Source organism: Pseudoxanthomonas suwonensis (assembly GCF_000972865.1).
In the GTDB taxonomy this organism is placed as follows: Bacteria; Pseudomonadota; Gammaproteobacteria; order Xanthomonadales; family Xanthomonadaceae; genus Pseudoxanthomonas; species Pseudoxanthomonas suwonensis_B.
In genome coordinates this window covers 1,343,027-1,368,743 of sequence record NZ_CP011144.1, presented here as the reverse complement: position 1 = coordinate 1,368,743, position 25,717 = coordinate 1,343,027, and the positions used below count along the sequence as shown (strand labels likewise).

The 25,717-nt window shown below is 69.9% G+C and carries 24 protein-coding genes; 9 read left to right on the top strand and 15 right to left on the bottom strand.

The window, feature by feature from the left end; genetic code table 11:
• Positions 1 to 105 precede the first annotated feature (105 nt).
• From WQ53_RS16635 to WQ53_RS05785, 6 genes are read right to left on the bottom strand one after another with little or no spacing between them, the layout of a single operon-like run.
• Entirely contained in the window at positions 106 to 300 is a 195-nt protein-coding gene (locus WQ53_RS16635; protein WP_144409236.1) for a hypothetical protein, read from the bottom strand.
• Between the two features lie 31 nt (positions 301 to 331).
• A complete protein-coding gene (locus WQ53_RS16630; protein WP_144409235.1) occupies positions 332 to 613 on the bottom strand; it encodes a hypothetical protein in 282 nt (93 codons plus the stop codon).
• Positions 610 to 864: a DUF2249 domain-containing protein gene (locus WQ53_RS16985; RefSeq protein ID WP_052631193.1), complete on the bottom strand. Its 255-nt coding sequence runs from the start codon at positions 862 to 864 to the stop codon at positions 610 to 612. Before WQ53_RS16985 ends, WQ53_RS16630 begins: the two co-directional genes overlap by 4 nt.
• Positions 861 to 1,028 (bottom strand): hypothetical protein, encoded by a 168-nt coding sequence (locus tag WQ53_RS16980; RefSeq protein ID WP_158497812.1) that lies wholly within the window; start codon positions 1,026 to 1,028, stop codon positions 861 to 863. The genes WQ53_RS16985 and WQ53_RS16980 overlap by 4 nt, the downstream gene beginning before the upstream one ends.
• Positions 1,029 to 1,031: 3 nt before the next feature.
• On the bottom strand, positions 1,032 to 1,433 hold the full coding sequence (locus WQ53_RS05790) for a SirB2 family protein (RefSeq protein ID WP_052631192.1): 402 nt from the start codon (positions 1,431 to 1,433) through the stop codon (positions 1,032 to 1,034).
• A 24-nt stretch (positions 1,434 to 1,457) separates the two neighbouring features.
• Positions 1,458 to 2,717: an NnrS family protein gene (locus tag WQ53_RS05785; RefSeq protein WP_052631191.1), complete on the bottom strand. Its 1,260-nt coding sequence runs from the start codon at positions 2,715 to 2,717 to the stop codon at positions 1,458 to 1,460.
• Positions 2,718 to 2,903: 186 nt separating this feature from the next.
• On the opposite strand from WQ53_RS05785, the gene WQ53_RS05780 reads away from it, so the two are divergent.
• A complete protein-coding gene (locus WQ53_RS05780; protein WP_052631190.1) occupies positions 2,904 to 3,170 on the top strand; it encodes a hypothetical protein in 267 nt (88 codons plus the stop codon).
• Positions 3,171 to 3,224: 54 nt separating this feature from the next.
• On the opposite strand, the gene WQ53_RS17115 is transcribed toward WQ53_RS05780, so the two are convergent.
• Positions 3,225 to 3,377: a hypothetical protein gene (locus WQ53_RS17115; RefSeq protein ID WP_162488662.1), complete on the bottom strand. Its 153-nt coding sequence runs from the start codon at positions 3,375 to 3,377 to the stop codon at positions 3,225 to 3,227.
• 1,450 nt (positions 3,378 to 4,827) lie between these two features.
• On the opposite strand from WQ53_RS17115, the gene WQ53_RS16625 reads away from it, so the two are divergent.
• Complete coding sequence (locus WQ53_RS16625) at positions 4,828 to 5,088, top strand: hypothetical protein (protein WP_144409234.1); 261 nt, start codon at positions 4,828 to 4,830, stop codon at positions 5,086 to 5,088.
• Between the two features lie 43 nt (positions 5,089 to 5,131).
• Complete coding sequence (locus WQ53_RS16620) at positions 5,132 to 5,368, top strand: DUF1488 family protein (protein WP_144409233.1); 237 nt, start codon at positions 5,132 to 5,134, stop codon at positions 5,366 to 5,368.
• Between the two features lie 182 nt (positions 5,369 to 5,550).
• On the opposite strand, the gene WQ53_RS05770 is transcribed toward WQ53_RS16620, so the two are convergent.
• Genes WQ53_RS05770 through WQ53_RS05755 form a run of 4 tightly spaced genes read right to left on the bottom strand, consistent with a single transcriptional unit; the run spans position 5,551 to position 11,488 of the window.
• Positions 5,551 to 8,727: an efflux RND transporter permease subunit gene (locus tag WQ53_RS05770; RefSeq protein WP_052633940.1), complete on the bottom strand. Its 3,177-nt coding sequence runs from the start codon at positions 8,725 to 8,727 to the stop codon at positions 5,551 to 5,553.
• Positions 8,728 to 8,752: 25 nt separating this feature from the next.
• Positions 8,753 to 9,754 carry an efflux RND transporter periplasmic adaptor subunit gene (locus WQ53_RS05765; RefSeq protein ID WP_052631188.1) on the bottom strand — a complete coding sequence of 334 codons (1,002 nt, stop codon included), beginning with the start codon at positions 9,752 to 9,754 and terminating at the stop codon, positions 8,753 to 8,755.
• A complete protein-coding gene (locus WQ53_RS05760; protein ID WP_052631187.1) occupies positions 9,751 to 11,040 on the bottom strand; it encodes a TolC family protein in 1,290 nt (429 codons plus the stop codon). Before WQ53_RS05760 ends, WQ53_RS05765 begins: the two co-directional genes overlap by 4 nt.
• 58 nt (positions 11,041 to 11,098) lie before the next feature.
• Positions 11,099 to 11,488, bottom strand: a complete 390-nt coding sequence (locus WQ53_RS05755) for a DUF2946 family protein (RefSeq protein ID WP_052631186.1) — start codon at positions 11,486 to 11,488, stop codon at positions 11,099 to 11,101.
• Positions 11,489 to 11,759: 271 nt separating this feature from the next.
• Between WQ53_RS05755 and WQ53_RS05750 the strand changes: the two genes are divergently transcribed.
• Complete coding sequence (locus WQ53_RS05750) at positions 11,760 to 12,821, top strand: ROK family protein (protein WP_052631185.1); 1,062 nt, start codon at positions 11,760 to 11,762, stop codon at positions 12,819 to 12,821.
• Positions 12,822 to 12,929: 108 nt separating this feature from the next.
• Here WQ53_RS05750 and WQ53_RS05745 read toward each other — a convergent pair whose 3' ends face one another.
• Positions 12,930 to 15,014 carry an alkyl/aryl-sulfatase gene (locus WQ53_RS05745; RefSeq protein ID WP_082112872.1) on the bottom strand — a complete coding sequence of 695 codons (2,085 nt, stop codon included), beginning with the start codon at positions 15,012 to 15,014 and terminating at the stop codon, positions 12,930 to 12,932.
• A gap of 128 nt (positions 15,015 to 15,142) precedes the next feature.
• Here WQ53_RS05745 and WQ53_RS05740 point away from each other — a divergent pair, with 128 nt between their 5' ends.
• Entirely contained in the window at positions 15,143 to 16,117 is a 975-nt protein-coding gene (locus WQ53_RS05740) for a LysR family transcriptional regulator (RefSeq protein WP_052631183.1), read from the top strand.
• Between the two features lie 121 nt (positions 16,118 to 16,238).
• Here the strand turns inward: WQ53_RS05740 and WQ53_RS05735 are convergent, their stop codons facing one another.
• The 3 genes from WQ53_RS05735 to hemN all read right to left on the bottom strand — a co-directional run bounded on the left by WQ53_RS05735 (position 16,239) and on the right by hemN (position 21,423).
• A complete protein-coding gene (locus tag WQ53_RS05735; RefSeq protein WP_052631182.1) occupies positions 16,239 to 18,539 on the bottom strand; it encodes a nitric-oxide reductase large subunit in 2,301 nt (766 codons plus the stop codon).
• A 681-nt stretch (positions 18,540 to 19,220) separates the two neighbouring features.
• Positions 19,221 to 19,976 (bottom strand): helix-turn-helix domain-containing protein, encoded by a 756-nt coding sequence (locus WQ53_RS05730; RefSeq protein ID WP_052631181.1) that lies wholly within the window; start codon positions 19,974 to 19,976, stop codon positions 19,221 to 19,223.
• A gap of 19 nt (positions 19,977 to 19,995) precedes the next feature.
• The gene (gene hemN / locus WQ53_RS05725) at positions 19,996 to 21,423 is read right to left on the bottom strand and encodes an oxygen-independent coproporphyrinogen III oxidase (RefSeq protein ID WP_052631180.1); all 1,428 of its coding nucleotides are present in this window, start codon (positions 21,421 to 21,423) and stop codon (positions 19,996 to 19,998) included.
• 69 nt (positions 21,424 to 21,492) lie between these two features.
• Between hemN and WQ53_RS05720 the strand changes: the two genes are divergently transcribed.
• The 4 genes from WQ53_RS05720 (at position 21,493) to WQ53_RS05705 (ending at position 25,715) form a co-directional block, all read left to right on the top strand.
• A complete protein-coding gene (locus WQ53_RS05720; RefSeq protein ID WP_201774030.1) occupies positions 21,493 to 22,005 on the top strand; it encodes a CopD family copper resistance protein in 513 nt (170 codons plus the stop codon).
• A gap of 304 nt (positions 22,006 to 22,309) precedes the next feature.
• On the top strand, positions 22,310 to 22,885 hold the full coding sequence (locus WQ53_RS05715) for an ANTAR domain-containing response regulator (protein ID WP_052631179.1): 576 nt from the start codon (positions 22,310 to 22,312) through the stop codon (positions 22,883 to 22,885).
• Between the two features lie 4 nt (positions 22,886 to 22,889).
• Complete coding sequence (locus WQ53_RS05710; protein WP_052631178.1) at positions 22,890 to 23,984, top strand: CmpA/NrtA family ABC transporter substrate-binding protein; 1,095 nt, start codon at positions 22,890 to 22,892, stop codon at positions 23,982 to 23,984.
• A 561-nt stretch (positions 23,985 to 24,545) separates the two neighbouring features.
• Positions 24,546 to 25,715 (top strand): nitrate/nitrite transporter, encoded by a 1,170-nt coding sequence (locus WQ53_RS05705; protein ID WP_173427229.1) that lies wholly within the window; start codon positions 24,546 to 24,548, stop codon positions 25,713 to 25,715.
• Positions 25,716 to 25,717 lie beyond the last annotated feature (2 nt).

The following is a 25,717-nucleotide window of genomic DNA, read 5'->3' as shown; positions in this document are numbered from 1 at the left end:
GACCAGACATGCGTCTGTGGAAGGCCACCGGGACGACGGTGACTTTGGGGGGCTTGGCGGTTAGCGGGAACGGGCCTGGGCGTCGCACACGCCATCGGCTCCCCGTCAACGCTTGCGCGGCACCGCCACCCCCGCATCCGGATAGTCCTTCTCCGGATCCGGCCGTTGCGGATGCCGCGTGTCCGGCTGGTCGTGGTCCTTCCACAGCGCCTTGTCGTTGCGCAGCTTGTCCGGGCCGATGGCCTTGGCCTCGTCGCTCCTGCGGTTGGCCACGGCCGGCGGTGGCGCTTTCCTGGGCATGGCGGGTCTCCTGGACGGGACACGATCCAATCTACGGATCGGGCGCGAATCGTCCGTGAAGCCGGTGGAAAGCTTTCGCTGGTGCAGTCGATGCTCCCTTTCTCCCGCAAGCGGGAGAAAGGGCCGGGGTGAGCAGGCCCAGCGTCAGCATGTGCACCAGCACCAGCGTGGCCGGTGTCCAGCGCGTGAGCATCGCCGCCTCGCCGTGCACGGCCAGCCAGAGCCCGGCGACGACGCCCCAGCCGGTCGCCGCCAGCAGTAACCGCAGCGGATGCGAGGGCGGCGGCGCCTGCGCGAACGCCAGTCCGCTCACCCGTCGTCCGGCGTATCTAGCAGGTGGCGTTCGTCGCCGTGGCAGATGGTGAGCGCGGCGCCACCCTGGACCAGGTCGCGCAGGCGCCAGGCGAACCCGTCCGCGTCGAGCATCGACAGCAACGGCAGCGGCCGCATCGGCGTCAGCGCGACCAGGTGCCAGCCCTGCGGCAGCATCCGCAGCGCCTCGAGGATGCGTTCCATCGGCTCCGGCGGCGGCCGGTCGCGCAGGTCCAGGTGCAGCGCGGTCATGGCGCACGGCCCTCCGTATCGTCGTCCCACGCCGGGTTGCCGGCGTCGCCGTGAAGCTCCGCGCCGCAGTCCAGTGCCATGCCGGCCGCGTCCATCGATTCGAGCAGGCATCCGGTCTGCGGGCAGGCCGCCTCCGGCAACGCGATGTCGTGCAGTCCACCCATGGCTCATCCTCCCAGCAATACCAACCAGCCCAGCGGATGGTGGAAGCGGGCGATGCCCACCACCTGCAGGAAGCACGCGCCAGCGGCTGCCACCAGCGCCGCGCGCCAGACGCAGCGACGCTGCGCGCGGAACGCGAGGATGCCCAGCACCACGTACGCGACCACGAGCAGCAGCTTCACCCACAGCCAGCCGTTGGCGAACAGGCCGCTCGGCAGGATCGTCAGCAGCATGAACGCGGCGGTCAGCAGCACCGTGTCGACGGTGTAGCTGAGGTAGCGCACCGGCGCGGCACGCGGCCAGCGCATGCCGCCCAGCAGCGCCAGCGCGCGCAGTGCGAAGAACGCGCCGCTGGCCAGCGCCGCGGCGATGTGGACCAGCTTGATGTCGGGATAGAAGGTGATCATGCGCTGCGCGTCTTCGTGCCTGCCTCAGCCAGGGCGCCCGTCGCGCCGTGGAGTCAGGTAGATATGGCCGATCCGCGCCACCCACGGCGACAGCGCCAGCAGCCAGCCGACCGCGGCCAGCGCCTGCCACAGCCCCGGATCGGGCAGCACGTCGGCGAGGATGCGCACGGTCGCCACCACCTGGACCGCGACGAAGGCGAACCAGGCGATGCCGTACATCCGCAGCGGCCGCCCGGAATGGCCCTGGGTCACCCGCGTCACCATCGCCACCAGCAGGCTGCCGAAGAAGCCGACGAACAGCGCGTGCATCGGCGCGCGGCCGAGGATGAACTCGCCGCCGAGCAGGTAGGTGAGGCTCTGCACCAGGTACAGGGCGAAGGTCACCGGCAGCCACAGCGTGCCGACGAACAGCACCGCCAGCAGCCCCGGCATCTTCGTGCCGGTCGGATTGCGGCGCGGCCACCAGCGGACCACCGCCCAGCCGGTCAGTACCAGCAGCGGCGCGTCGGCCAGCCACAGCCAGGCGTAGCCGTGCACCAGTTCCAGACCCAGGTGCGCCAGCGCCAGCGCCCACAGCGCGGCCAGCCAGCCCAGCGGCCGCCACGGCCGGTATCCGGGCACCGCGTTGCCGGCGAAGAACGGGAACATCCGGTGCGCCACGGTCGCGTACACCGGAAGCAGCAGGCCGAAGCCGCCGAGCTTGATGCTGGCGAAGGCCCATTGCGCCGGCGCGCCGAGCACGAAGGCCAGGAACATCGCCACGCCCAGCCAGCCCAGCACCAGCGCGGCGAAGCACGAAAGCGCATGCCAGGTGCGGCCCTGTTCGTCGGCCACCAGCCGCCCCAGGATCGCCAGTCCCGCGCTCCAGCCGGCCAGCGCCATCCACAGGCCCACGGTCAGCCCGGCTTCCCAACCGGCTGCGGCGAGCAGGATCGCCAACTGCCCGCCCATCAGTCCCGCACCGACCGGCAGGTAGTGCCAGCGTTCCAGGTCCGGCAGGCCCATCCAGCGCGGGAACACGGTCAGCAGGAAGCCGAACACGAAGCTGGGCAGCACCAGGTACTGCATCAGGAATGCGTGCAGCCAGCCCGGCGGCACCGCCAGCTGCGGCATCGACCACAGGCCCCAGCGCGCCGACACCAGCCACAGCGCCCACCATCCCATCGCCAGCAGCACGTTGGCCGCGCCGATGAAGAACATCAGCCGGTGCGGCGCGTGCGCCAGCCAGCGCGGCGAGGCGGCAGCGGGGCGGGCAGGTGACGGGGGAACGACCTCGATGTGCATGGGCCGCAGTCTGCGGTGGGCGCCACGGCGGTGCCTTGACCTGGGTCAGGCCGGCGGCGATCGGCCCGATTGCGGCGGCTTGACCGCGGTCAAGACCGCTGCCGGAATGGTTGCCTACAGTCCCTGCGGTCCGGACACCGTGCGAGGGTGCGCCGTTCAGTCCGCCCCAACACCCGAGAAAACGCCATGTTCACCGACCCGATTTCACCACTTGGCGCTTCCGCCGGGCTCTCGCGCCTGTCGGCGATCAATGCCGCCCTGCGCCAGAGCGAACCCGATGCCCAGGTCGCACTGGATCCGGGCAACGGGAAGATGCGGGTGCTGACGGTGCTGTCGCCGGAGGAGGTGTTGCGGTTGCTGCGAACGCTCGGTGAAGCCGTCGAACTGCCGGGCGAAGAAACCGGCGTGATGGCGGGCGGCGGCAGTTGCGGATGCGGGTGCGGCCGGCGCTGAGTCCGGGCCGCCCTTGCCCTGCGCGCAGGCAGGGCAGCGGGGAAATCAGATCGATCAGCGGGGCATGAAGCCGCGCGTGGCCTTCTTCTCGTTCTTCTCCGCGCGCTTTTCCTTCATCGTCCTGGAAGGCTTCTTCTTCTGTTCCTTCTTCTTGTCCAGGCTCTTGGCCATTGCCGTGCCTTCATCGTGGTTGTGGCACCGGAGCATGACACATCCGGACCATCATCCAGTGTTGCCAATATCACGTGAGAATCTGTGCAATATGGGCCAGCTTAATTTCCGGATGTCCGCTTGCGAGCAAAAGCGGACATCTGCACCCGCGATCCAATTGGTAGCATGCGAACTAACCAGCATGGGCCGCTATAAAAAGATGCGGCAGACCTTAACGGGCGAGCGAGGTATTGCGCTGTTCCCTTTAGCTGCCGCCAGAACGTTGGAGTGCCGAGCTACTCCAACTTGTTGTCGGCCGTCGCTCCTTGAATCCAGAGGTTTGTAGTTAACCCCCGGAACACGCGACGGGCGAGCTCTGCGGCGGCGCCCACGCCAGCTGACCGGCCTCGATAGTCAGCGTCTGCCGGCCATCGGAAAAAATGGTCCGCTCGTTTGTAGATTCCTGCTGCGTCAAGTTGACTGGGGCACCGCCGTCGACGGAAACCGAGGCGCTCTCCCCGAGCAGCTGCACGGCAAGTTTCATTTCGCCGCAGCGATACTCGGAGATCGGGTGAGCGGGGCCACTTCCCCCGATGGTCGCGGCCGGCTCAGTGCTCTGTTGCGGCTGACAAGCGGTAGCGCCAAGAAGCAAAGCAGCACTGATTGAGAATTGCCGAAGCATGTGTGGTTCTCCTGGCGGAAGCGTGAACTAGGCAGGGATGGTCCCTGCAGTTGGCCTTTTAAAGCTTAGCCAGCCAGTTGGCAATCCGCACTCGGTTTGCAGGCGTTATTTCGGTTTGGATTTGGAGCCGAGATGATAGGGAGAGCGTCCGCTTCTGGCCGGTGGGCGTCCAACGACCCAAAGCGGACATCGCCCGGCCTACCGGAGACGCCTATTTTGGCCGGCCGCTCGGTCCGGTTATGCGTTGGCTTGTTAGTCGGGTTCGGCAACCCTAAGATCGAGCTGTATCGAGCGGGTGGTCCACTATACGGCGCGCTGTGGATGAATCGTAACCGGACCGACGGATCGGGCTAATAGATTGTTGGCGGTCAAGGAGAGATTTCACTGGACTTGAAGGCGGGAGTTCTTGGCGCTTTGCTGTCTGTGGCAGTCGGCGGCGGCTTGTATGGCCTGTACCTGAACTATGGCACTCGTGCCGCCTTCACCGGGGTAACAGCGTATGAGCTGCTCCAACAGTGCGCAGCACTACAAGCGGAGTCGCATCCCCAAGCGGGGGAGCTTAGGGAGTGGCTGGCTGCTGCGAAGGCCCGTCGGCCCGAGATTTTTGCTGTGAACACAATTGTCGGTGCGACGGCTACTCCCAACGGAACCGGCGCCAAGGTGGCAATGGAGGTTGACGGAGCTTTCGGCCTGTGTGCTCAATCTCTGCAGCAAAAGCTCGCGGAGCTCGAACTAATCCAGAGCAGTTGAGCGCTAACAATTCGTTCAAGCCGAAGCGCTTGTCGGCTCGGCTTAATTCTGGCGTTAGGCATCACAGGGGTGGACATGCAGCATCGTGTCGTGTTCCGAGAGATTACGAATGATGATTTCGATCACCATTGTCATTTCATGCCTGAAGAGCATGAGTTTGAGATGCATCTCAACGCGCTCGCTCATGATGCTGAATGGCTAGAAGGCGTCACCGAGGTTCGTCGAGACGGTTCCCACGCGATCATAGTAAAGACAGACGCAACGCTTGGCCTGCTAAAGGAACGGCTGGTGCCGCTTCTTCAGAATCACTGGGCCCACTTGCGGATCGAGCTATGACCGCCATACCGTAGAATAAGCCTACAACTTTGGGGGGAATTGGATGAACGCAATTTTTACCGGGAAAGGAACTGAAACCCTTGAGGGCTACAGTTTCCAAGTCCGTTTTCTAGGCCGCGAAATTGCGTGTTTGGTGTCTAGCGAAGCTCTTCAAGACATCGATCCAGAGAACCGATTCAATTCTGCAGAGCAACAGTTTCTGGCCAATCAGCGTCACTTCGTAGATCAAGCGGAACGGACAATCATCGCTGCGATCCCGGCGGCTGTAAGGGTCGCGTAGATCCGGCCTACAGTTCGTTCAAGCCAACGCCGCTTCGCGGCGCGGCTTACTCAAGTGTTGATGTCCGCTTCTGGCCGGAAGTGCGCATCAGCAGGGCTGGGGATTAGGGATGTTTATCGAGGGTATGGGTGTCCGCTTTCGCCCGATAGCAGCCTCATGTGATCTGCCGTATCGGATGAACCTCATACGGCATCCCCCTTCAACGGCCTGCGCCCATGCAGGCCCCGGTACAACACCGGCAGCACCACCAGGGTCAGCAGGGTCGAGGAAACGATGCCGCCGATCACCACCGTGGCCAGCGGCCGCTGCACCTCCGAGCCGGCGCCCACGTTCAGCGCCATCGGCAGGAAGCCCAGCGACGCCACCAGCGCGGTCATCAGCACCGGCCGCAGCCGGCCCAGCGCGCCGTCGGTCACCGCCGCATCGAGCGCGGCGCCCTGCTCGCGCAGCCTGCGGATGAAGGTGACCATCACCAGGCCGTTGAGCACCGCCACGCCGGACAGCGCGATGAAGCCCACGCCGGCGGAGATCGACAGCGGGATCCCGCGCAGCGCCAGTGCCACCACGCCGCCGGTCAGCGCCAGCGGCACGCCGGTGAAGACCAGGGCGGCGTCCTTCATCGAGCCGAACGCCCAGAACAGCAGCGCCAGGATCAGCAGCAGCGTGGCCGGCACGACGATGCCCAGGCGGCGGCTGGCGGAGGCCAGCTGCTCGAAGGTGCCGCCGTAGTCGATCCAGTAGCCGGTGGGCAGTTCGACGTCCGCGGCGATGCGCCCGCGCAGTTCGTCGACGAAGCCGCCGAGGTCGCGGCCGCGCACGTTCGCGGTCACCACCACGCGGCGCTTGCCGTTCTCGCGGTTGACCTGGTTGGGGCCGAGCACGGTCTCGATCCGCGCCACCTCGCGCAGCGGCACCGTGCGCGGTTCGCCGGAAGGCCAGGCCGCGCGGCTTACCGATTCGTCCTGGCTGCCGCCGGGACGCAGCGGGATCGGCAGGTCGGCCAGCGCCGCCGGGTCCTGGCGCAGGTGCTCGGGCAGGCGCACGACGATGTCGAAGCGGCGGTCGCCCTCGAACAGCTGGCCGGCCACTTCGCCGCCCACGGCCATGGCCACGGTGTCCTGCACGTCGCCGGGATTGAGCCCGTAGCGGGCCAATGCGGCGCGGTCGGGCGTCACGGTCAGCATAGGCAGGCCGTCGGCCTGTTCCATGCGCACGTCGGCCGCGCCGGCGAGGGTCCTGGCCACCGTCTCGATCCTGTGCCCGGTATCGGCCAGCGTCTCCAGGTCGTCGCCGTACAGTTTGACCGCCACGTCCGCGCGCACGCCGGAGATCAGTTCGTTCATGCGCATCTGGATCGGCTGGGTGAACTCGTAGTTGTTGCCGGGCAGCCGCTGCGCGGCCGCCTCCAGTTCCTCCAGCAGGCGCGCCTTGGGCTTGCGCGGGTCGGGCCATGCCTTGCGCGGCTTGAGCATGATGAAGGTGTCGGTGACCGACGGCGGCATCGGGTCGCTGGCCACCTCACCGGTGCCGATCTTGCTGAACACCCGCTCCACCTCCGGGAAGCCGGCGAAGGTCTTCTCCAGCATTGCCTGCATCGCCACCGCCTGGCCGAGGCTGGTACCGGGGATGCGCATGGCGTGCACGGTGATGTCACCCTCGTCCAGGCTCGGCACGAACTCCGAGCCCAGGCGCATGGCCAGCAGGCCGCAGGCGACCAGCAGGGCCAGCGCGCCGCCGACCACAATCGCGGGCCGGCGCAGCGCCCGGTCCAGCACCGGGCGGTAGCCGCGGCGCGCCCACTGCATCAGCCGGGTGTCCTTTTCCTCGACCTTGCCGCGCAGGAACACCGCGACCGCCGCCGGCACGAACGTCAGCGACAGCAGCATCGCACCGGTCAGGGCCAGCACCACGGTGATCGCCATCGGGTGGAACATTTTTCCTTCCACGCCGCCGAGCGCGAAGATCGGCAGGTACACCGCGGCGATGATGCCCAGGCCGAACAGGCTGGGCCGGATCACCTCGGCGGTGGCCGAAGCGGTGGCGGCCAGCCGTTCGGCATCGGTGAGCAGGCGGCCGAGTCGCCGCTGCAGTTCGCCGAAGCGGCGCAGGCAGTTCTCGATGATGATCACCGCGCCGTCGACGATCAGGCCGAAGTCCAGCGCGCCCAGGCTCATCAGGTTGCCGGAGACGCCGCCGCGGACCATGCCGGTCAGGGTGAACAGCATCGCCAGCGGGATCACCGCCGCGGTGATCAGCGCCGCGCGGAAGTTGCCCAGCAGCAGGAACAGCACCGCGATCACCAGCAGCGCGCCCTCGACCAGGTTGGTGGCGACGGTGCGGATGGTGCGGTCGACCAGCGCGGTGCGGTCGTAGACCGGCAGCGCCGACACGCCGGCGGGCAGGCTGCGGTTGGCTTCCTGCAGCCGCGCGGCGGCGGCCCGCGCGACCTCGCGGCTGTTGGAGCCGACCAGCATGAACACCGTGCCCAGCACCACCTCGCCGCCGTCGAGCGTGGCCGCGCCGGTGCGCAGCTCGCGGCCTTCGCCGACCGCGGCCACGTCGCGCACCCGGATCGGCACGCCGTCGCGGCGGTCGAGCACGATCTCACCGATGCCGTCGGCGTCGGCGACCTGGCCCGGTGCGCGGACCAGCAGCTCCTGGCCGTTGCGCTCGATGTAGCCGGCGCCGACGTTGCGGTTGTTCGCCACCACCGCGCGCACCACGTCGTCGAAGCCGAAGCCCAGCGCCACCATCCGCGCCGGGTCGGGGGTGATGTGGAGCTGGCGCGCGTAGCCGCCGATGGTGTTGACCTCGGTCACCCCGGGCACGTTGCGCAGCTGTGGCCGGATCACCCAGTCCTGCAGCGTGCGCAGGTCGGTGGCGGTGTACCGCGTGCCGTCGTCCTTGCGCGCCTCCGGGTCGGCCTGCACGGTGTACATGAAGATCTCGCCCATGCCTGTTGCAATCGGGCCCATCTCCGGCTCCAGGCCCGCGGGCAGTTGCGAGCGGGCCTGGGCGATGCGTTCGACCACCTGCTGGCGGGCGAAGTACAGGTCGGTGCCGTCGTGGAACACTACGGTCACCTGCGACAGGCCGTAGCGCGACAGCGAGCGGGTGTGGTCCAGCCCGGGCAGGCCGGCCAGCGCGGTCTCCAGCGGGTAGGTCACCCGCTGCTCGGCCTCCAGCGGCGAGTAGCCTGGTGCGGCCGTGTTGACCTGCACCTGCACGTTGGTGATGTCGGGGGTGACGTCGATCGGCAGCTGGCGGAAGCTCCACGCGCCCACCGCGACCAGCGCCAGGGTCAGCGCCAGCATCAGCCAGCGGTGGGCGATGGCGAAGCCGATGATGCGTTCGAGCATGCCGGCGCCACTGTCCTCGGGGCGGTCAGTGTTCATGCGCGGCTCCCGCCTTGCCGATGTCGGCCTTGATCAGGTAGCTCTGCTCGACCACCACCGCGTCGCCGGCCTCAAGGCCGTCCAGCACTTCCACATACCGCGCGTCGCGCTTGCCCAGTGCGACCGGATGCGCGGTGTAGGTGTCGCCGCGGCGCACGAACACCACCTCGCGGCCTTCCAGGGTCTGCAGCGCCGCGACCGGCACCACCAGCGCGGCCGGGGTCTGTTCGACGGCGATGCGCGCCTTGACCGCCGAACCGGGACGCCACAGGCCGTCATCGTTGGCCAGCACCGCGCGCGCGACCGTGCTCTGGCTGGCGGTGGCGGTGCCCGGCAGCACGCGCTCGAGCGTGGTCCGTGCGGTGACGCCGTCGCTCAGGCGGGTGACGGTGACCGGCACGCCCGGCACGATGTGGCCGGCGTCGGCGCCGAAGATGTGCAGGTCCACCCACAGTTCGGACAGGTCGGCGATCTCGAACAGCGGCGCGCCTTCGGCGACCACGCTGCCGAGGCTGGCGTGGCGCGCCAGCACCGTGCCGGCGATCGGCGCGGCGATGGCGTAGGTGGTCAGGCTCAGGTTGCTTTCCACCGTGGCCAGGGTCTGCCCGGCGCGGACCCGGTCGCCGAGGTGGGCGGACAGGCTGCGGACCGGGCCGGGATAGCGCGCGGCCACCTGCGCGGCGCGGCCCTCGATGGGGGTCAGCAGGCCCTGCACTTCGTGCTCGTCGGCGATGGTGCCCGGGCCGGCCGGTGCGACGCGGATACCGGAGGCGTCGGCGATGTCGGCGGCGATGACGGTGCGGTCGGCGTGCTCGTCGCCGTGCCCGTCGTCGTGCGCATGCCCGTCTTCGGCGCGGCCGCCATGATCGTCTTCTCCGTGGGCGTGGCCGGCTTCTTCCTTGCCGTGGTCGTGGTCGGCATCGTCCGCACCGTGGCCGCAGGCGGACAGCAGCAGGACCAGCAGCAGGGTGCCGGAGAGGCAGCGGTTCATGGCACGGTTCCTTGTTCGCTCGCGCCGGGGCCGGCCACGAACGGCTGGCCGGTCAGGCGCTGGATTTCGATGAGGGCGCGTCGCGCTTCGAGCGCTGCGTCGAGCTGCTGGCGCTGGGTCGCGGTCCGTTCGGACTGCAGCTGCGCCCATTCCAGGTAGCTGACCGCGCCGGCCCGGTACGCGCGCTCGGCCGCGCGCTCGGCATGCGCCAACGGCGGCAGCACGTCGCTGGCGGTGCGCCGCACTTCGAGCTGGGCCACGCGGTAGCGGCCGTGCGCGTCGACCAGGGTGGAGTACAGGGCGACGTCCTGCGATTCGCGCTCGATCTCCAGCGCCGCCAGCGCGGCTTCGGCGGCGCGGATTTCCGGCTGCGCGCGGCGGGTGCCACCCAGCGGCAGCGACAGGCTGCCGACCAGCGCGGTGTCGCCGCTTTCCTGCAGCCGGCGCACGCCGAGTTGCCAGTCCAGGTCCGGGGTGGCCGCGCTTCGTGCCAGTCGCACGCGCGCCTCGCCGATGCGCTGCGCGTCGGCGAAGCGGGCCAGTTCGGGCGTACGCTCCAGGTGGCCGGTCAGCGTGTCCAGGCCGGCGATCTCGGGCAGCCGCAACGGATCGGACGGCGCGAGGCGGAAGTCCGGATCACGCTGGCCCCACAGCGCGGCCAGGTGCTGCATGGCTGCCTGTTCCTGCTGGACGGTGCGCTCCAGCGCCAGTTCGGCCTTGGCCAGCGCCGCCTGCGCGGTGAGCAGCACCGATTCGGGCGAGGCGCCGGCCTGCAGCCGCCGGCGCGCGGCGTCCACGGTGCGCCTGCGCTGTTCGATGTCCAGCCGGGTGATGTCGGCCTGCGCCTGCGTGCCGGCGACGGCCAGGTAGCGACGCGCGGTTTCGGCCAGCAGGTCCAGCCGCTGCGCCTCGCGCTGCACCGACAGCGCGTCGATGCGGCCCTGCGCCAGGGCGCGTCGCGCGTCGAGCTTGCCGCCGCGCTCGAGCACCCCGGCCAGGCTGAGGGTGATCTCGGCCTGGTCGAAGCCGCGTGCCGCACCGGTGCCCAGTGCGTTCTCGACCTCCAGGCCGGCGCGCAGGGCCGGCTTCAGCGCGGCCTGGTCGCGTTCGGCGAGCAGGACCTCGGTCTGCGCGCCGAACAGCCGCAGGTCGGGATGCGCCCGGGCGACGCGCGCGAAGGCGTCGTCCAAGGCCAGGGTCTCGGGGGATGTCTCGGGCGATGGCGCCTGCGCCTGCGCGCAGGGCGCGATCGCGAAGGCGGCCACAGCCGCCAGTCGCAACCACATGGGAGTCTCCGGATCGGGTCGTTGACGTTGCAGGCCGGCAGGGCGCCGGCCACGGGCGTCAGGCCGCGATCGGGGGACGCAGCGGGGAATCCGGCCGGACCGCCGGTGGCGGCCGTACCGCCGGCGGCGCCGGCGCGGCCACGGGCAGGAGCGCCAGCGCCAGCGTCGGCCCCGGCACCACCGCGGTGGGATGGCCGCAGCAGTGGCTGGCGTGCATCAGCGCGTGCAGCAGGTCACCGTCCTCATGGCCGCCATGCCGGTCGTGCCCGGCGTCGCCGGTGGCGTGCTCGGCCACCGAATGCAGGTGCCCGCTGCCGCTGCCCAGCTCATGCAGGTCGCCCAGCGCGGCCAGCAGCGGGTTGGCCAGCACCGCCAGTGCCAGCACAGCCAGCGCCGACAGGCGCAAATGGACGAGACGGTGGCGCAGCAGGCGGAGCATCGGCGGCATGGTAGGCGCCAAGCCGGCCGTTATGGAATTGCAGGCGGCGGAACGAGCGAGCATCGAGGCGGCGTCGCATGCCTGCGACGCTCCCTTGCCGGTGTCGCATCGGATCGATGCATGGTGTGGGGCCCGCGGCAGCCACGACGGTGGCGGAGCTGCCGGCACCGGCGCTTCGCCTTCCTTCCGAAAGTCCGCGCCCCGCCACTTCCGTGGAATTGATGGGGCTCTCACGCGACCGCAGGCACCCTGCCTACCATCCCGCAGGAGCACCGCGCCCATGCCTCGCCGTTCTACCCGCACGGCGTCACCCGGAGACGACCGCGGCCTGCACGGTGCCAGCCACCTGCCGCGGGTGAGCATCGACCACTACAACCTGGTCGTGCGCGACCCGGACGGCGACGGCTTCCTTGGCGATCGCGCCAGCCGCGCCGCGTTCGGCGACCTGCTGGACGGCGCGCGCCGGCGCCACCGCACCGCCAGGGATCCGTTCGGCAAGACCCCGGCGGCCGAACTGGGCAAGAAGGCCATCGACCGGGTGCTGCTCGGCGGCGATCCCGACGCCGCGCACCTGGTGCACCTGACGGTGGAGGAATACGCGCGGCAACTGGCGTACGTGATGCAGGTGTTCCTGGCCCAGCCGCAGTGGCGGGGCGTGGAGCGGATCCTGCTGGGCGGCGGCTTCCCCGACCACGAGACCGGTGCCCTGGCGATCCGCCGGGCCACGCGCCTGCTCGACCTGGCCGGCGCAGGCGTGAAGCTGCACACGCTGGACCGCGATGCCGACGAAGCCGGCCTGCTCGGCTGGGCGACGCTGCTGCCGCCGGCGCTGCACCGCCACGGCGCCTTCCTGGCGGTGGACATCGGCGGCACCAACCTGCGCTGCGGCATCGTCGAGCACCGGCTGGACAAGGCCGACGACGGCAGCAAGGCGCGGGTGGTCGAATCGCTGAAATGGCGCCATGCCGACGACGACCCCGGGCGCGGCGACGCGGTCGCCCGCCTGGCGGCGATGCTCAACGGCCTGGCCGCGCAGGCGCGCACGCTGGACATCGACCTGGCGCCGTTCGTCGGCGTGGCCTGCCCCGGCCGGATCGAGCGCGACGGCGCCATCGTTCAGGGCGCGCAGAACCTGCCCGGCGACTGGGAGCGGCCGTTCCACCTGCCCGAAGCGCTGGCGCCGAAGCTCGATCCGGTCGGCGGCTCGGTCCCGCGCACCGTGCTGCACAACGACGCGGTGGTGCAGGGACTGAGCGAGCAGCGGCGCATGCGCAAGGCGCGGCGCTGGGCGGTGCTGACCATCGGCACCGGGCTGGGCAACGCGAGCTACACCAACCATTGAGCGTCGGCGGGCAGCTCGCAGCAGGACAGGGCCTGCAAGCCGGCGCGCAACCACCACCCGCCGGCGCCCCGAAGCGCTCGGCCAGTCAGGCCCGCCGCGCCGGCGCGGTCAGTCGACGAAGGTCGTCACCGGCTGCAGCACCACCTGGAACGGCTTGGCCGGCGCCGGCGCAGGCCGCGCGTTGCGGGTGCCCGGGAACACCTCGAAGTCCGGCGTGAACTGGGTCAGGGTGCCGGCGAGCTGCGCGAGCGGTCGCCGGTCGCCGGCGAAGCGGACCTTGCCCTCGCGTTCCAGCGCCTCGAAGCTGCTGGTGCCCATCATGATCCGGTCCAGTTCGCTGCGGTCCAGGGTGATGGTCAGGTCCGCGTCCGCGGCGGTGAAGCCCTTGATGTTGGTGAGCGTGGCGTTGCTCATCTCGATCAGGAACTTCTCGCCGTTGTCGGGGGTGACCAGGTTGATGGTGAAGCGCATGCCCTCGGCCTTGGCGCTGTCCACGCTGATGCCGAGGAAATCCAGCCACTGGTCGGTGGCCATGGCGCGGATCACGTCCGGACTGCTCGACGATTGCATCACGCCTTCCTGCATGCCGGAACGCAGCTCGTAGGCCATGTTGAGATAGGTGTTGCGCAGGCTGGGCGACTCGCGCTGGTAGCCGAGCTGCTCGAAGGCGTCGGCCAGCAGGTTGCGGGCGGCCTGGTTGGACGGCTCGGCGAACACCAGGCGGTTGAGGATCTCGCCCGCGTGCAGGTACTTGCCCTGGTCGATCAGCTCGCGGCCCTTGGCCAGGATCCTGGCCGAGCCTCCCATCATCTCCACGTACAGCCGCCCGCTCTCGGTCTGCGGCAGCGGCTCCAGGTTGACCGGGTTGCCGTCCCAGAAGCCGATGAAGCGGTTGATGATGGCGCGGCTGTTGATCGCCTCCGAGCCGTGGTAGCTGCGCGCGGCCCATTGCCGTTGCAGGCTGGGCGGCGAGCGGTAGACGTTGTGGACTTCGTTGACGGTCACGCCCATGTTGGCCAGGCGCAGAGCGCCGTTGTTCATGTTGGCGTACAGGTCGCGCTGCGCGCGCAGCACCTCCAGGATGCGGGCATTGCCCCAACGCGGCCAACTGTGGGAAGCGAACAGCACTTCCACGCCCTGGAAGTTGTGTATGGCAGCGTTGATCTGCTTGGACCAGTTGAGCGAGTTGCGCACCGGCGCGCCGCGCAGGGTGTAGATGTTGTGGATGGTGCCGGTCACCACCTCGGCCGCCCAGAACGCCTTCCAGTCCGGGAACCAGGTGTTCATCGAGGCCGGCGCCTCGGTGTCGGGCGTGTTCTGGAACACCATCCTGACGCCGTCGACGGTCAGTTCCTGGAAATCCTCGGTGATGTCCACGGTGGGCGCGATCAGGCCGGTGTTGCCGTTGGCGACGTTCTTGCCGATCGACTGGTCCACGTGCCCGTGCTCGCTGCGTGCCAGCAGCAGGCCGTACTGGACGCGGCCACGCCGGGCCATGGCGGTACCGGCGAACACGTTCTCGGAGATCGCCTCGTGCAGGAAGCCTTCCGGCGCGATGATCTTGACCTTGCCCGAGCGCACGTCGGCCTCGTCGACCACGCCGTGGACGCCGCCGAAGTGGTCCATGTGCGAGTGCGAATAGACCACCGCCACCACCGGGCGCTCGCCGAGCTTCTCGTTGACGAACTTCAAGGCGGCGCGCGCGGTCTCGGCGGCCGTGGCCGGGTCGAAGACGATCCAGCCGGTGTCGCCCTTGATGAAGGTGATGTTGGCCAGGTCGAACCCGCGCACCTGGTAGATCCTGCCGGGCAGCACCTCGTACAGGCCGTAGGCCATGTTGAGGATCGCCTGGCGCTGCAGCGACGGGTTGATGCTGTCGAAGTCCTTGCCCTGCAGCAGGAAGCTGTAGCTTTCCATGTCCCAGGCGACGTGGCCGGCGTCGGCCATGATCTGCTTGAACGGCGGCACGGCGATCAGGCCACGCTCGTTCTCCTCGAAGTCGCGCACGTCCTCGAACGGCAGCGCCTTCTTCACCCCGTTGCGCAGCTCGACGGTGAAGCGCGAGGCCGGCTTGCCCTCGGGGTGGAAATGGCCGTCCGCGGAGGCCTGGCCGGCCGCGATGGCGGACGGGGCCGCCAGCCCGATGGCGCTGGCGACGGCGATTGAGAACGTTTTCGATAGCAGGCTGCGCATGACGGTTTCCCCGGACATGGACGCCGCAAGGCGGCTGGCGGGCGCCTCTGCGGCGCCTGGTTTAGGATTGGCAAACCCCGGGAACGCTGTCCAATGCGTTCTTGTCATGGCGGCGATACCCCAGGCTCATGTCGATAAAACTCCGGCAACTCAGTCACATACTGGCGCTCGAGGAGTACGGCAGCTTCAGCCGGGCGGCCGCGTCCCTGCATATCAGCCAGCCCGCGCTGTCGCGCAGCATCCAGGCGCTGGAAGGTCAGATCGGCGCGCCGCTGTTCCTGCGCGAGGGCCACGGCGTGGTGCCGACGGACCTGGGCCGGGTGCTGATCGAGGATGCGCGGCAGATCACGCGCATGGCCGACGACCTGCACGAGCGGCTGCTCGGCAACCCGGTGGTCACCTGCCATGAGCTTTCGATCGGAGCCGGTCCCTTTCCGGCGGAAGCCCTGGTCGGCCGTGCCGTGGCCGCCTTCATCGGCGCGCACCCGCGCTGCAAGGTGCGGGTGGAGGTGCGCAACTGGGACGAACTGCTGCCGCGGCTGAGGAACCACGAGCTCGACCTGTTCGTCGCCGAGACCAGCACGCTGGAGCACGAGCGCGACCTGCGGGTCGAGCCGCTGTCGCGGCATCCGCTGTACTTCCTGGCGCGTGCCGGGCATCCGCTCGCGGGCCAGCCGTATCCGGGCCTGGGCGGGATCCTGCGCCATCCGCTCGCGGCCCTGGCCCGGATCCCGCCGCGCCTGCTGGAGCCCGCGCTGGCGGCGCTGTCCCGTTCCGTCGCCGAGCCGGTGCAGACCGAGGCGTTTCCCGCGCTGCTGTGCAGCGACCATTCGCTGGTCAAGCGGACCGTGTGCGGCTCCGACGCGATCATGGTCAGCAGCCTGGCCTGCGTCGCCCGGGAGCTGGAGCGAGGGGAGCTGGTCGTCCTCGGGACCGAGCCGTGGCTGCAGCTCAACTACGGCATGGTGACGCTGGGCAGCCGGCTCGCGGCGAACACCGCCGTCCAGGATTTCCGTGCCCGGCTGATCGAGGCGGAGAAGGCGGTCCAGGAGGAGGAGCAGCGCCTGGCCTCGCGCTGGGTGCCGGGAAAGGCGGCGGCCTAGCGCAAGCGCGGCGTCCCGCGTGCCTCGCTGCCTTGCCGCTGCGCTTTGCCGCACAAGGTGCCGCAACGGCATCGGGGCCGCACGCTGGCGGCCCCGATGAGGTACTGCGTCGTGGCAGGACTCAGTGCTTCGGCACGATCGCCGCCGCCGCGGCGACCGCGGTGGCCGACGGCACCGGCGCCTCCCGCTTCGGCGCCACCCACAACCGGAACACGAACCAGGCCAGGGCCAGCGCGCCGACGCTGAACAACGTGTCGGCCGGCACCCGCATCCACACCAGCAGGTCCACGATCGGCTGCTGCATGAACTCGGCCGAGCGCGCGTACCAGTAGCCGTGGTCGATCGCGGCGATGAGCTGGAGGATGCCCAGCGGCAGCAGGGTGAACGCGGCCATGCCGGCCAGGCCGATGTTGAGCGACCAGAACGAGGTTTTCAGCAGCCGCTCGCTCCACACCACGTCCGGCTTCAGCCCGCGCAGGCAGAACAGCATCAGGCCGATGCCGAGCATGCCGTACACGCCGAACAGCGCGGTGTGGCCGTGGGTCGGGGTCAGGTTCAGGCCCTGCATGTAGTACAGCGCCAGCGGCGGGTTGATCAGGAAGCCGAACAGACCCGCGCCGACCAGGTTCCAGAACGAGACCGCCAGGAAGAACATGATCGGCCAGCGGTAGCGCTCCATCCACGGCGTGGCCTTGCCCAGCCTGTAGTTGTGGTAGGCCTCGAAACCGACGTAGGCCAGCGGCACCACTTCCAGCGCCGAGAAGCTGGCGCCCAGCGCGATCACCGCCGTGGGCGTGCCGGTGAAGTACAGGTGGTGCAGGGTGCCGAGCACGCCGCCGGCCATGAACACGATGGTGGCGAACAGCACCGCGATGGTGGCGGTGCGGGTCTGCAACAGGCCCAGGCGGGTGAACAGGAAGGCGATCACCGCCACCGCGAACACCTCGAAGAAGCCTTCCACCCACAGGTGCACGACCCACCAGCGCCAGTACTCGACCATCGACAGGTGGGTGTGCTCGCCCCACATCAGGCCGGCGGCGTAGAACACGCCGATCGCGACCACCGACAGGAACAGCAGGCCCACGATCGAGCGCGATTCGGTGCCGGTGCGCATGGCCGGCCACAGCGCGCGGCCGACCAGGGTCAGCCACAGCAGCAGGCCGATGAACAGGAACCACTGCCAGAAGCGGCCCAGGTCGACGTATTCCCAGCCCTGGTGGCCGAACCAGAAGTTCTTGTCCAGGCCCAGCTTCTGCATCACCGCCAGCCACTGCCCGGTGAAGGCGCCTATCACTATGATCAGCAGGCAGGTCCACAGCACGTTGACGCCGAGCCGCTGGAACCTTGGCTCGTGCCCGGAGATCGCCGGGCCGATGTACAGGCCCATGCCCAGCCAGGCGGTGGCGATCCACAGCACCGACAGCTGCGTGTGCCAGGTGCGGGTGAGCGAGTAGGGCAGGATGTCGGCCAGGGCGAAGCCGTAGGCCTCCTGGCCTTCGACCTGGTAGTGCGCGGTGATCGCGCCCAGCAGGATCTGCACCAGGAACAGCGCCATCACCACCCAGAAGTACTTGGCGGTGGCGCGCATCGACGGGGTGACCTTGATCGCGGCCAGCGGGTCGCTCTTGGGCAGCACCGGCACCATTTCCTCGCCGTGGCTGACCGCGTAGTGCCAGCCGAGCAGGCCGATGCCGGCGATCAGGAACAGCACGCTGAACACCGTCCAGATGAACAGGTTGGACGGCGGGGTGTTGCCGACCAGCTCGTCGTGCGGCCAGTTGGCGGTGTAGGTGATGTCAGAGCCGGGTCGTTCGGTGACCGAGGACCACGCCGCCCACCAGTAGAACGCGGTCAGCTGGCGGCGGTGTTCGGCGTCGGGCACCGTGTTGTTGCGCATGGCGTAGGCCTCGCGCAGCGCCGCGGTGGACGGGTCGTTGCCGAACAGGAGCTGGTAGTGGCCGGCGACGGTGCGGATGGCCATCGCGCGGTCGGGGTCGACGGTGATCGTGCCGGTGGCCGCGTTCCAGGTGTTCGGGCGCAGCAGGGCCTGCACGCGGTGGGTGTAGGCGGCCTGGGTGGCGCCGTCCAGCGCCTTGTAGCCGTCGACGCCGTGCTCGCGCGTGGCCCACAGGTCGAGGATCGCCTCGGCCTCGCGGTGCAGCCAGTCCGCGCCCCAGTCCGGGGCGACGTAGCCGCCGTGGCCCCAGATCGAGCCCAGCTGCTGGCCGCCGATCGACTGCCAGACCTGGCGGCCGGTCTCGATGTCCTGGCGGGTGTAGACCACGGTGCCATCGGTGGCGACTACCCGTTCGGGCATGGGCGGGGCCTGGCGGTGGATCTCGCTGCCGACCCAGAGCAGGGCGGCGAACGAGGCGATGAGCAGGACCGCCAGGCCTGCCCAAAGCTTGCGGGTGGAATTCATGACGCGGCTCTCTCCTGCGGGGAATGGCCGCATGTTCGGCGCGGGCGACCGCGGCCTCCATGACGCAGGTCAAGCCGCATGCATCGGCCGTGCCGGGCTTCCCCCTTTCTGCGGTTCGGCGCTCTTCTGTAGGAGCTGACTTCAGTCGGCGACACGGGCGTCGGAACCACGAGGGCGTCGCCTGTGCCGGCGGCGTCGGGTCGCCGGCTGAACCCGGCTCCTACAACAGCAACCGCGCGGGGCTTTCCCCTCCTGCGGCTCGGCGCTCTTCTGTAGGAGCCGACTTCAGTCGGCGACACGGGCGTCGGAACCATGAGGGCGTCGCCTGTGCCGACGGCGTCGGGTCGCCGGCTGAACCCGGCTCCTACAACAGCAACCGCGCGGGGCTTTCCCCTCCTGCGGCTCGGCGCTCTTCTGTAGGAGCTGACTTCAGTCGGCGACACGGGCGTCGGAACCACGAGGGCGTCGCCTGTGCCGACGGCGTCGCGTCGCCGGCTGAACCCGGCTCCTACAACAGCAACCGCGCGGGGCTTTCCCCTTCTACGGCTTGGCGCTCTTCTGTAGGAGCTGACTTCAGTCGGCGACACGGGCGTCGGGATCACGAGGGCGTCGCCTGTGCCGCCGGCGTCGCGTCGCCGGCTGAACCCGGCTCCTACAAAGGGCAGCTGCGTGGTGGCGGCCTCAGTCCCGCAGCACCGCCAGCGCCAGCGCTTCCAGCCGCGCCATGTCCACGATCTCCACGTCGCGCTGCTTGATGTGCAGCAGGCCTTCCTGCTCGAAGCGGCGCAGCACGCGGCTCACGGTTTCCGGCGCCTGGCGCAGGTAGTTGGCGATGTCGGTGCGCGACATGGTCAGCTGGAACCGGCGCGGCGAGAAACCGCGCGCGGCGAGACGCCGCGACAGCCCGATCAGGAACGCGGCCATGCGCTCGTCGGCGGTGTTGTCGCGCGCGAACAGCGAGGCCACGCCGATGTCGCGGCTCATCAGCCGGAACAGGTGCTGCTGCAGGTTGGGCAGGCGCGTGGCCAGCAGCGCGATCTTGGGGAACGAGAACCGGCACAGCATCACCGTGTCCAGCGCCACCGCATTGCATGGGTAGCGGTCGCCGTGGATCGCGTTCAGGCCGATCACCTCGCCGGGCAGGTGGAAGCCCAGCACCTGTTCGTGCCCGTTGCGGTCGATCTGGTAGGTCTTGACTGTACCGGCGCGGACCGCAGCGATCGCGGTGAACGGGTCGCCCTCGCGGAACACGTGCTCGCCCGGATGCAGCGGGCCGACATGCTCGACCAGCACGTGCAGGTCCATCAGCGCGCTCTTGTCCATGCCCTCGGACAGGCAGGCCTGGGAGAACGCGCAGGTCGAGCAGAAGGTCAGCGCGTCGCCGTCGTCGGCCATCACGGCCGGCCCGCTGCGCGGGAACACGGTCTGCGGACTCATGCGCGGCTCCCCGCCGGGTTCAGACGGTGCGCGAGTACCGGGGCGATGCCGCCTCGTTCTGCCCTTGGGCGGACGATCCGTTGGCGGCTGGCGTGAGGTAGCGGTCGAAGCACATGGCGATGATACGCAGCAGCAGGCGGCCGCGCGAGGTCGCGTGAAGACCGCGTCGATCGAGTTCGACCAGGCCGTCGTCCTGCAGCGGCACCAGCCGCGCCAGCGCATCGCCGAAGTAGGCGCGGAAATCGATCACGTGGCGGCGGCCGAGCGCATCGAAGTCCAGTTCGCCGTGGCACATCAGCGCCTGGATCACGTCGGCGCGGATCACGTCGTCCTCGTCCAGGTGCATGCCGCGCCACACCGGCAGCCGGCCGGCGTCGATCGCCTGCTCCCAGCCGGGCAGGTCGCGCGGGTTCTGGCTGAAGCTGGCGCCGATGTGGCTGATCGCGCTCACGCCCAGGCCGACCAGGTCGCTCTCGGCGTGGGTGGTGTAGCCCATGAAGTTGCGATGCAGGCCGCCCTCGCGCTGGGCGCGGGCCAGCTCGTCATCGGGCAGGGCGAAGTGGTCCATGCCGATGTACTGGTAGCCGGCTGCGCCGAGCCGGTCGATCGCCAGGCGCAGCAGGTCGAGCTTGGCTTCCGGCGAGGGCAGGTCTTCGGCGTGGATGCGCTGCTGCGGGCGGAACAGGTTCGGCAGGTGCGCATAGCCGTAGATCGCCAGCCGGTCCGGCCGCGCCTGCAGGGTGATGTCCAGGGTGCGGGAGAAGCCTTCGAGCGTCTGCTTGGGCAGGCCGTAGATCAGGTCGACGTTGACCGAGCGGAAGCCGTGCTCGCGACAGGCCTCGATGATCCCCAGGGTCTGCTCCACGCCCTGCACGCGGTTGACCGCCTGCTGCACCACCGGGTCGAAATCCTGCACGCCCAGGCTGGCGCGGTTGAAGCCGGCCTGCGCCAGCTGGCCGACCTCGGCCGGGGTGATGAAGCGCGGGTCCAGTTCGATCGAGCAGTCCATGCGCTCGCCCGCGGCGAAGCGGAAATGGCGGCGAAGCACGTCCAGCGCCTCGGCGATCTGCTCCGGGGAGAGGAAGTTGGGCGTGCCGCCGCCGAAATGGACCTGTTCCACGTCGCGGTCGCGGTCGAACATCGCCGCGGCCAGGTCGATCTCGCGGTACAGGCGGGTGAGGTAGGCCGCGCCGCGGGTGGCATCGCGGGTGATGATCCGGTTGCAGCCGCAGTAGAAGCACGGGCTGGTGCAGAACGGGATGTGCAGGTACAGCGAGATCGGGCGCGGGATCGGATCGCCGTTGGTGGCGGCGGCGACCTGGCGCAACTCGGCCTCGCCGAAGCCGGAGCTGAACTGCGGCGCGGTCGGGTAGGAGGTGTAGCGCGGCCCCGGCACGTCGTAGCGCTGGAGCAGCTGCGGGTCGAAAAGGGCGGACAGGGTGGCCATGGCGCACAGGCTAGGCGCGGGCGGCGGCCCTGTCCTTGATGCAGGTCAATCCGGCGGCCGCTGCCGCGGATGCTTCAGCCAGGTGACGATGCGCGCGACCTGATCCCGGTCAAGGCGCCTGGCGACGACCCGCGCCACGCTGCCGGCATGGCCTACCTGCTGCTCCTGCTCGTGCACCTGCTGGCCGCGATGGCGTTCGCCGGCACGGTGCTGTTCGAGGTGCTGTTCCTGCCCGGGGTGCGCCGGCGGTTGCCGGCGGCGGCGGGACTGCGGCTGGAGGCGGCGTTCGCCGAGCGCGCGCGCCGGATCATGCCCTGGGTGCTGCTGGCGCTGTACGCGGCCGGGCTGGGCCTGGCCTGGCACCACCGCGGCGCGCTGGCGCGCCCGCTGGACAGCGCCTTCGCCCTGCTGCTGGTGGTCAAGATCGCGCTGGCGGCCAGCGTGTTCGGCCATTTCCTGTGGGCGATGGTCCAGCAGCGGCGTGGCCGCCTGGACGGGCCACGCTCGCGGCGCCTGCACCGCAGCGTGCTGCTGCACGTGCTGGCCATCGTGGTGCTGGCCAAGGCGATGTTCCACCTGTAGGAGCCGGGTTCAGCCGGCGACACGTGCGTCGGGGCCATGAGGGCGTCGCCTGTGCCGAGGGCGTCGGGTCGCCGGCTGAACCCGGCTCCTACAATGGTTGCGATGCTGTCGCTCTTCTGTAGGAGCTGACTTCAGTCGGCGACACGGGCGTCGGAACCATGAAAGAGTCGCCTGCGCCCACGGCGTCGCGTCGCGGGCAAGCCCGGCTCCTAAAACAGCGAGCAAGACGCACCGGGACTCGCCGCGGCTTCATGTTGCATGGCAACATCGGGCTCGAAGCCACTTCCACGCCACCCGTCGCCCGATGCTTCGCGTCCTGCTGGTCAACGACACCGACAAGCCCATCGCCGAGCTGGAGCAGGCGCTGCGCGCGGCCGGCTACGAGGTGCTGCCGCACGTGGCCGCCGCCGCCGGCCTGCTCAAGGCGGTACAGGACCGGCAACCGGACGTGGTGATCCTCGACGTGGAGTCGCCTTCGCGCGACACCCTGGAGCAGCTGGCGATGCTCCACCGGCACGCGCCGCGCCCGGTGGTGATGTTCTCGGCCGACGGCGACGACGCGCTGATCCGAGACGCACTCGGCGCCGGCGTGGCCGCCTACGTGGTCGACGGCCTGTCGCCGGCGCGGCTGGCGCCGGTGCTCAGCGTTGCCATGGCCCGCTTCGAGCAGCAGTCGCACGCGCGGCAGCGCCTGGACGAACTGGAGCGCAGGCTGGGCGACCGCAAGGACATCGACCGCGCCAAGGGCCTGCTGATGGACCGCCGCGGCATGAGCGAGGCCGAGGCCTACGCCGCGCTGCGCCAGCAGGCGATGAAGCAGGGACTGAAACTGGCGGACGTGGCCCGCCGGATCCTGGCCATGGCCGACCTGTTGGGATGAGCCGATGACGACGAACGCACAAGCCGCAACACGCGCGCTGGACGTGGGTTTCATGCCGCTGCTGGACGCCGCGCCGCTGGTCGCGGCGGTGCGGCTGGGCCTGGACCGCAAGCACGGGCTGGAACTGCGCCTGCACCGGCAGGCGTCGTGGGCCACGCTGCGCGACCGCCTGCTGTCGGGTGAACTGGACGCGGCGCACGTGATGGCGGCGCTGGTGCTGGCGGTGCAGACCGGCATCGGCGGCCCGCAAGCGGACCTGGCCATCCTCATGGGCCTGAACCGCAACGGCCAGGCCATCGCCCTGTCGCCGCCGCTGGCCGAGGCGCTGGCCCAGGGCCGGCCGTTGGCCGAGGCGTTGCGCGCGCTGCCGCGGCGGCCGGTGTTCGCGCAGACCTTCCCCACCGGCACCCACGCATTGTGGCTGTACCACTGGCTGGCCGCGCAGGGCGTGGATCCGATGCGCGACGTCGAGGCGGTGACGCTGCCGCCGCCGCAGATGCCGCGCGCGCTGGCCGACGGCGCGCTCGACGGCTTCTGCGCCGGCGAGCCCTGGGGCGAACAGGCCGAAGCGACCGGCGCCGGCCGCCGGGTGGTCCGCAGCGGGCAGCTGTGGCCCGGTCATCCGGAAAAGGTGCTGGCCTGCCGGCGCGACTTCGCCGCGCTGCAGCCGGAGCTGGCGACCGCGCTGACGGCCGCGGTGCTGGAAGCCTGCCGCTGGCTGGATGCCGACCCCCGCCACCGCGAACAGGCCGCGCAGTGGCTGGCGGCGCCGGATGCGATCGGCCTGCCGCTCGACCGGCTGGCCGCGGGCCTGCTGCCGCGTGCGGGCGACGTGCCGGAACAGTCGCTGCAATTCCATGCCGATGGCGCGGCGAACCTGCCGCGCATCGCCGACGGCCGCTGGTTCCTGGAGCAGTTCCGGCGTTGGCGCTGGCTGCCGCCGGCCGCCGATGGCGGGGACGAGGGTACCGGTGACGCCGATGCGGATGCGTGGCTCGCCGACGTCTACCGCCTGGACGTCTACCACCAGGCTGCGGAGGACGTGGGTGTGCTGCTGCCGGCGCAAGACGCATCATTGGATCGCGGCCGCCCGCAGTAACCGCGCCCAACAAGACACCAACCCCGTCGTTCCGGCGCAAGCCGGAACCCAGTGACTTGGGTCTTTACCCGTGGCCCACAAGACGCCGGGTGATCAGCCATGCGGCTGCTGTGGAGCGTTTCCGGCTTGCGCCGAAACGACGGGACTTTTGCGGCGCTGCACAATACGAGTGCGAGGCTGCACCTATGCGGTGCAAGCCCGGCCAGCGGCGACGACTGCGCCCACCCGCGGAAAAACCGGTCGACGACCCCGCAACTCCCTGATCCAGCAACGTTTCCGGCACCCATGCTGCACTGCGCCAGAAGTTGGCACGTGCATTGCGTAGCCCTGCATCGCAGGCACAACGGCGTGCCCGCCCACAACCCGATCACGTAGCCAGGCCAACGGCGGCCGAGGCCACGCAGACAACGGCGTCTCCCCGGTGCGAACCGGGAGACGCCGTTTTTGTTTCTCCTGCGCAACCGTTGCAACCGTCCAACGCCGCTCCGCACCCGCGGACGGCCCATCCGGAGATGGCGTGGCATGAACCGATCGTTCTGGAAAGCCGGACACGCGCCCACCCTGCTGTCGGCGTTCCTGTACTTCGACCTGAGCTTCATGGTCTGGTACCTGCTCGGCCCGATGCAGGTGCAGATCGCGCAGGCGCTGGCGCTGGACACCCAGCAGCGCGCGCTGATGGTGGCCGTGCCGATCCTGTGCGGCGCGGTGCTGCGCTTGTTCCTGGGCCTGCTCGCCGACCGCATCGGTGCCAAGCGCACCGGCGTGCTCGCCCAGATCGTGGTGATCGCCGCGCTGCTGGCCGCCTGGCGGCTGGGCGTGCACAGCCTGGGCCAGGCGCTGCTGCTGGGCGTGATGCTGGGCGTGGCCGGCGCCTCGTTCGCGGTGGCGCTGCCGCTGGCCTCGCGCTGGTATCCGCCCGAGCACCAGGGCACGGCGATGGGGATCGCCGGTGCCGGCAACTCCGGCACCGTGCTCGCCGCGCTGTTCGCGCCGGCGCTGGCCGCCGCGTTCGGCTTCCAGAACGTGTTCGGCCTGGCCGCGATCCCGCTGCTGCTGGTGCTGGCGATCTTCGTCGCCTGCGCGAAGGACGCGCCGGTGCCGGTGCCGCGCAAGACCCTGGGCGATTACGCGCGGGTGCTGGTCGGCAACCGCGACTCGTGGTGGTTCATGTTCTTCTACGCGATCACCTTCGGCGGCTTCGTCGGCTTCGCCAGCGCGCTGCCGGGCTATTTCCACGACCAGTTCGGTTTCGAGCCGAAGCTCGCCGGCTGGGCCACCGCCGCCTGCGTGCTGGCCGGCTCGGTGATGCGCCCGGTCGGCGGCGTGATCGCCGACCGCATCGGCGGAACGCGCACATTGCAGATGGTCTACGCCGCGGTCACCGTGTTGGTGGCCACCGCCGCGCTGGGCATCGGCGGCGCGGCGGCGACGGTGGCCCTGTTCGTGGCCACGCTGTTGTGCCTGGGCGCCGGCAACGGCGCGGTGTTCCAGCTGGTGCCGCAGCGCTTCGGCGCCGAGATCGGGTTGATGACCGGCCTGATCGGCATGGCCGGCGGCGTCGGCGGCTTCCTGCTCGCCGCCGGGCTGGGCGTGGTCAAGCAGAACCTGGGTTCCTACGCGCTCGGCCTGTGGCTGTTCGCCGGCGTGACCCTCGCCGCCTCGCTGTGCCTGGTGGGGGTCAAGCAGCGTTGGCGCCTGCACTGGGCGGCGGCGGGCGAGGTGCGGGTCTGAGG